We start from the raw sequence: 5,642 nt of genomic DNA on the forward strand, positions 1-5,642 counted from the left end.
GGGTAAGGCCGTGCAGGGCAACCTCGATCCCACCGTGCTGTTCGCCGGCCCCGCCGTCGTCGAACAGGAAATCCGACGCGTCCTCGACGACGGCCGCCGGGCCGTGGCCGCGGGTGCGATCGGCCACATCGTGAACCTCGGTCACGGCGTGCTCCCCGACACCGATCCCGACGTGCTCACCCGCGCCGTCGAGCTGATCCACACCCTCTGATGCCGGCGCGGGTCGCGATCGTCGGCGGGGGAGTCTCCGGCCTGGTCGCGGCCTACCGGTTGCGTCGCGCACTCGGCGACGACGCCACGATCGACCTCTACGAACAGCGCGAGCGGCTCGGCGGCGTGCTGCACACCGTCGACGTCGCCGGGCAGGCCACCGACGTCGGAGCCGAAGCGTTCATCGTGCGCCGGCCGGAGGCTGTTGCGCTGGTCGACGAGCTCGGTCTGGCCGATCGGGTCGTCTCGCCGACGCCCCGCCGCCCGGCGATCTGGGCCGGCGGCCGGCTGCATCCGATGCCCGCCCCCGCCCTGATGGGTATCCCGGCCACGGCAGAGGTGATGGCGGGCCTGGCCGATCCCGCCGACCTCGCCCGCATCGCCGCCGAACCCGACCGCGCCCTGGCGTGGCGGCCCGGCGACGACGTGGCGGTCGGTGATCTGGTGGCCGACCGGTTCGGCGCATCGGTCGTCGCGCGCAGCGTCGATCCCATGCTCGGTGGCGTGTACTCGTCGCTGGCCGCCGACATCGGTGTGCGCGAAGCGATCCCGGCGCTGGCCGCGCGACTCGACGCGGGCGCGCCGAACCTGTCGGCGGCCGTCGGTGGGCTACTCACCCCGGTCGGTACCGGTGGCCCGGTGTTCGGGACACTCGTCGGTGGCTATCGGGTGCTCGTCGACGCGCTCACCGCTGCCACGCGGCCGGCCTTGTTCACCGATCGACAGGTGGTGGCCGTCCACGCCGACGGCGATCGGTGGCGGGTGGGCACCGAGTCCGGAACCGACACCGACTACGACGGCGTCGTTCTCGCTGTGCCCGCATGGACGGCGGCCCGCCTGCTCGCCGGGATCGGCGATGAGTTCGTCGCGACCCTCGCGGCGGTCGAGCCGGCGTCGTCGGTGGTGGTCTCGATCGCGTTGGCGCCGGGCACGGCACTGCCCGACCACTCCGGCGTGCTGGTGGCGACCGGAGAAGACCTGCGGCCCAAGGCATTCACGCTGTCCTCCCAGAAGTGGGCGCACGTCGGCGGTGACGGTGCGGCGGTGTCGGTGCGCGCCTCGTTCGGCCGTTATGGCGACCCGGTGGCCGACCCCGCCGACGATCCCCGTATCGACGAGTCCCTGCGGTCGTGGGCGCTGACCGATCTGGATCGGATCTGTGTCGCCGCCGGGGTGAGCGCCCCCTCGGAGCACGTGCTCGAGGTCCGCGTCCAGCGATGGGACGGCGGGCTGCCCCGTTACGCACCCGGACACCTGGACCGGATGGCCGGGGTGCTCGACGCACTGCCGCCGCGACTGGCGCTGGCCGGCTCCTCGTATGCCGGGGTCGGCGTGCCGGCGTGTATCGCAACGGCCGGTCGGGCCGCCGAGGTGATCCTCGCCGCTCTCGGCTGAAGGCCCGGATGGGCCTTGCGACCTGGGTGTCGGCGGTCCCGCCTGCGGTGGCACCATGGGGTGCATGAGCCGCTTGGACTATGCCGCACTGAATTCGACGATCCGCTACCTGATGTTCTCGGTGTTCGCCGTGCGCCCGGGTGAGCTCGGCGACGACCGCGACTCGGTCAAGTCCGAGGTGACGGACTTCTTCAAGTCCCTCGACGACTCCGACGTCGTCGTGCGCGGTGTGTACGAGGTGTCGGGGATGCGCGCCGACGCCGACTACATGGTCTGGTGGCATGCGGAGAAGCTCGAGGATCTGCAGGCCGCCTACAACCGATTCCGACGCGAGACGCCGCTGGGCCGGGCGAGTGATCCGGTGTGGAGCAACGTCGCGTTGCACCGTCCGGCCGAGTTCAACAAGAGTCACGTCCCGGCCTTCCTGGCCGGTGAGGAACCGGGCAACTACATCTGCGTCTACCCGTTCGTCCGGTCCTACGAGTGGTATCTGCTGCCCGACGAGGAACGCCGCAAGATGCTCGCCGACCACGGCATGGCCGCCCGCGGCTACAAGGACGTCCGCGCCAACACCGTCGCGTCGTTCGCGCTCGGTGACTACGAATGGCTGCTCGCCTTCGAGGCACCGGAGTTGCACCGCATCGTCGACTTGATGCGCGACCTGCGCGCCACCGAGGCCCGCATGCACGTGCGTGAGGAGACGCCGTTCTTCACCGGGCCCCGCGTCGAGCCGGGTGCTCTCGTCGACGCGCTGCCCTGAGCGCGTACGCACCCGACGAGGTAGTCCGAGCTCATGTACGTTCCACCCGGTTTCGCGCTCTCCGACGAGCAGATCGCCGAGATTCTCGACGGCCCCGGACTGGCCCAGCTCGTGTCGGTGGGGGCCTCAGGTCTCGTCGTGACGCCGCTGCCGCTGATCTACGACCGGCCCAACGCCCGACTGCTCGGGCACATGGCCAAGGCCAACCCGCACTGGCGCGAGGCCACCACACAGACGGAGTCCGTGGCGATCTTCCCGATCTCCGACGGTTACATCTCACCGTCGCTGTACGCCACCAAGGCCGAGACCGGCCGGGTGGTGCCGACCTGGAACTACGAGACCGTGCATGTGCACGGGCGACTCCGTTTCCACACCGAGCACGACTGGCTGCACCGACAGGTGTCGGCTTTGACCGAGCTGCATGAGCGTTCGCGGGACCAACCGTGGGCGGTCACCGATGCCCCCGCCGAGTTCATCGACAGGCAGCTGTCGGCCATCGTCGGCGTCGAACTGTCGATCACTCGGTGGGCGGGCAAGGCGAAGATGTCGCAGAATCAGCCCGAACGCAATCGGCGCAGCGTCGTCGAGCACCTGTCACGCTCGCCGATCGCGGCCGATCAGGCCATGGCACGCCGGATTGCGCGCCGGTCCGCCGACCGGCGGGACGGTTAGGCCCCGTCGTCCTCCGGTTCGAGGGTCAGGCTGATGGAGTTGATGCAATATCGCAGGTCGGTAGGGGTGTCATAGCCCTCTCCGGCGAACACATGCCCGAGGTGGCTGCCGCAATTGGCGCAGAGCACCTCGGTGCGGCGCATGCCCAGCGAGTCGTCGGAACGCTCGATGATCGCGTCGCCGGCCAGCGGTGAGAAGAACGACGGCCAGCCGCAGTGCGACTCGAATTTCTGCTCGCTGCGGAACAATTCGTGTCCGCAGGCCCGGCAGCGGTAGACCCCGATGCTCGTGGTGTCGGTGTATTCGCCGGTGAACGGCGCCTCAGTACCTGCTTGGCGCAGCACCCGGTACTCGGCGGGGGTGAGGCGTTCGCGCCACTGGTCATCGGTGAGATCGGCCAGTTCGGCCGGGTCCTGCACGTCCTTGCGGGCGGGGGTGTCGGTCATGATTCCACCGTACGAGGTGCGGCCATCGCCCGCCAGGACGGTCTATTGGGCAGCGGACGGGGCCGGCGCACCGACCGGTTCGCCCTGATCGTCGGCAGGCGGCTCCGGCGCGGAGAAGTCCCGCCAGCTACCGGCCACGCCGTCGCGGCGCATGTCCAGATATCGGAACAGCAGCGAGCAGAACACCGCGATCATCAGCAACGACCACCCCCAGGTGACCTTGTTGTATTCGAGCTGTCTGCCGAGGGCATCCCAACGCACCGAATAGAACGCGTCGAAGGTGAAGCAGCCGTAGACACCGAGCCAGGCCGGCCAGTTGCGCATCGGTGAGCCCGGGATGAACACGGTCATCAGCAGCGGGAACAACAGCATCGAGTAGTAGCCCTGCCCGAGTGAGCTCACCAGGAACGTGGTGCACAGCAACACCCCGGAAGAGGTGGCGAGCCAGAGCAATTCGTTGGTGCGACGGTAGTAGCGGTAGAGGAACCACAGTGCGAACACGGCCATCGCCGTGAATGCGATGCGCAGGAGCAGCACGAGCCAGTCGGCGACACCGAAATACGCGCCGTTTCCGCCGATCGAGCTGTTGTAGTAGTCGCGGGTCTCGCCGAGGTACGGCACCGTGCGCGTGAGGAACGACGTCGGATCCGCCGACACCGGCCATGCGACCAGATTCAGCACCAACGGAATCCCGATGGCGGTCACCAGGATTCGCCATCGACCCACCAGCAGCGGCAGCAACAGCAGGGGAGCGAGCACCGGTTTGACCGCCAGCGTCAGCCCGATGGGTACGCCGGCCCACCAGTCCTGTCGGCGCAACATCAGCATCAGGAAACCGAGGAGGCCCAGCAGGACGAAGGCGTTGAAGTTGGTGAAGATCAGTGTGTGCGCGACGGTTTCGGTGCTGAAGAAGAAGAACAGCACGGTGGGCATCACCCAGGTTCGGGCGCCGAAGCCGAACAGCCGGGTGATGAGGTAGGCGCACACGATCAGCACGACGACGCTGACCGCGATGAACAGCCACCGTGAGCGTTCCGGGTCGATGACCGCCAGCGGGGACATCAGCAGGGTGCCCGACGGCGGATACAGGTAGTGCGGATCGACCGTGTTGAGGTTCTCGCCGTAGACCGCCCGGCGGTTCAGGAATGCCAGGGCGGCGTTGTAGACGGGTTTGAAGTCGTCGGTGCGGTCACCGTTGACCCCGAGGATCACCGACCGCTGGAAGATCATCATCAAGGTGATCGGCCACAGCACCATCGGGATGATGCGCTGAGCCGGCATCTGCGGGTAGAGATACCTGTCGAGAATGGCCACCCGCGAACCGTACTACGTGCATGGTGCCGGTCTCGACCGGCCGGTGGTGGTGCCGGTTCCGGCACGTGCGTGCCGACGACTGCGTCAGCTCGGGCAGCCCCGTTCCGACGGGCCGCCCAGCGGTGCGGAGGCGACGTAGTCGGCAACGGTATCGGCGACGCAGCTGCTACGGGCGAGTGCGGAATAGCCCAGACCGTTCCAACTGACCGTGACCGGTGAGGTGGATGCGCGGGTGAACAGTGCGCCGAGGGCGTCGGCGCCGGTTCCGCCGTTGATCGGGTCACCCGGATTGTCGAGAATCAGCGGTGCGACCGGGAAACTGCTCGGCGGGGTCACCGCCTCGCCCGCGGACCAGCCGTTGCAGCGCATGAGCGACAGCGCGGCATCGGTGCCGGTGAGCGGATTGTCCTTGGACCAGGTGCTGATCAGGCCGCCGATCTCGTTCTGGCTGACCGGTCCGGTCACGTCGTTGCAGTCGCCGACGATCTGGCCGTCGGTCAGGCGTAGCGACTGTGCCTGATCGGCGAGGTCGGACAGTGCGTCGGTGTCGCCACGATCGGCGGCGGCGATCGCCGAGGCGACGCCACCGATGCCGTCGGGTGAATCCGCGGCCAGTGCGAGACCGGTGGTGATCCCGGCGAGCGCCTGGGTGTCCGACAGAGCCCCGAGGTCGCCGGTGCGCCCTTTGCTCAGGACGTCGGCGATCGTGGCGGCGCCGCCCGAGCCCAGGGCGCACGCGCTGCCCAGGGCGGCGCAGCGCTGGGTGAAGGTGGTGAGCGCGGCCTGGACGCCGGTCGCCGCGGCGGCGGCGGTGTCGCGGGCGTTGGCGCCGAACGGGGGGGGAG

7 protein-coding genes are annotated in these 5,642 nt (G+C 68.9%); 4 read left to right on the plus strand and 3 right to left on the minus strand.

What is annotated here, in order from left to right:
- The 4 genes from B1964_RS09135 to B1964_RS09150 form a co-directional block, all read left to right on the plus strand.
- Positions 1–211: uroporphyrinogen decarboxylase family protein (locus B1964_RS09135; RefSeq protein WP_290440685.1), on the plus strand; the 211-nt coding region annotated here is incomplete at its 5' end.
- Entirely contained in the window at positions 211–1,605 is a 1,395-nt protein-coding gene (locus B1964_RS09140; RefSeq protein ID WP_079929560.1) for a protoporphyrinogen oxidase, read from the plus strand. The genes B1964_RS09135 and B1964_RS09140, both read left to right, overlap by 1 nt.
- Positions 1,606–1,669: 64 nt before the next feature.
- Entirely contained in the window at positions 1,670–2,365 is a 696-nt protein-coding gene (gene hemQ, locus B1964_RS09145; RefSeq protein WP_079929561.1) for a hydrogen peroxide-dependent heme synthase, read from the plus strand.
- A gap of 33 nt (positions 2,366–2,398) precedes the next feature.
- Positions 2,399–3,037, plus strand: coding sequence for an FMN-binding negative transcriptional regulator (locus B1964_RS09150; RefSeq protein WP_079929562.1), 639 nt, complete (start codon positions 2,399–2,401; stop codon positions 3,035–3,037).
- Here the strand turns inward: B1964_RS09150 and msrB are convergent.
- The 3 genes from msrB to B1964_RS09165 form a co-directional block, all read right to left on the minus strand.
- On the minus strand, positions 3,034–3,483 hold the full coding sequence (msrB, locus tag B1964_RS09155) for a peptide-methionine (R)-S-oxide reductase MsrB (protein ID WP_006371123.1): 450 nt from the start codon (positions 3,481–3,483) through the stop codon (positions 3,034–3,036). The genes B1964_RS09150 and msrB overlap by 4 nt on opposite strands.
- A gap of 42 nt (positions 3,484–3,525) precedes the next feature.
- Positions 3,526–4,797 carry a glycosyltransferase family 87 protein gene (locus tag B1964_RS09160; RefSeq protein ID WP_079929563.1) on the minus strand — a complete coding sequence of 424 codons (1,272 nt, stop codon included), beginning with the start codon at positions 4,795–4,797 and terminating at the stop codon, positions 3,526–3,528.
- Positions 4,798–4,881: 84 nt separating this feature from the next.
- Positions 4,882–5,642 (minus strand): alpha/beta hydrolase (locus tag B1964_RS09165; protein WP_172398791.1); only part of this gene is annotated, 761 nt, incomplete at its 5' end.

The organism is Gordonia sp. i37 (assembly GCF_002043085.1).
Taxonomy (GTDB): domain Bacteria; phylum Actinomycetota; class Actinomycetes; order Mycobacteriales; family Mycobacteriaceae; genus Gordonia; species Gordonia polyisoprenivorans.

Coding starts and splice junctions, on each gene's coding strand:
- hemQ (WP_079929561.1), top strand. CDS start 1,670: ATGAGCCGCTTGGACTATGCCGCACTGAATTCGACGATCCGCTACCTG.
- B1964_RS09150 (WP_079929562.1), top strand. CDS start 2,399: ATGTACGTTCCACCCGGTTTCGCGCTCTCCGACGAGCAGATCGCCGAG.
- msrB (WP_006371123.1), bottom strand. CDS start 3,483: ATGACCGACACCCCCGCCCGCAAGGACGTGCAGGACCCGGCCGAACTG.
- B1964_RS09140 (WP_079929560.1), top strand. CDS start 211: ATGCCGGCGCGGGTCGCGATCGTCGGCGGGGGAGTCTCCGGCCTGGTC.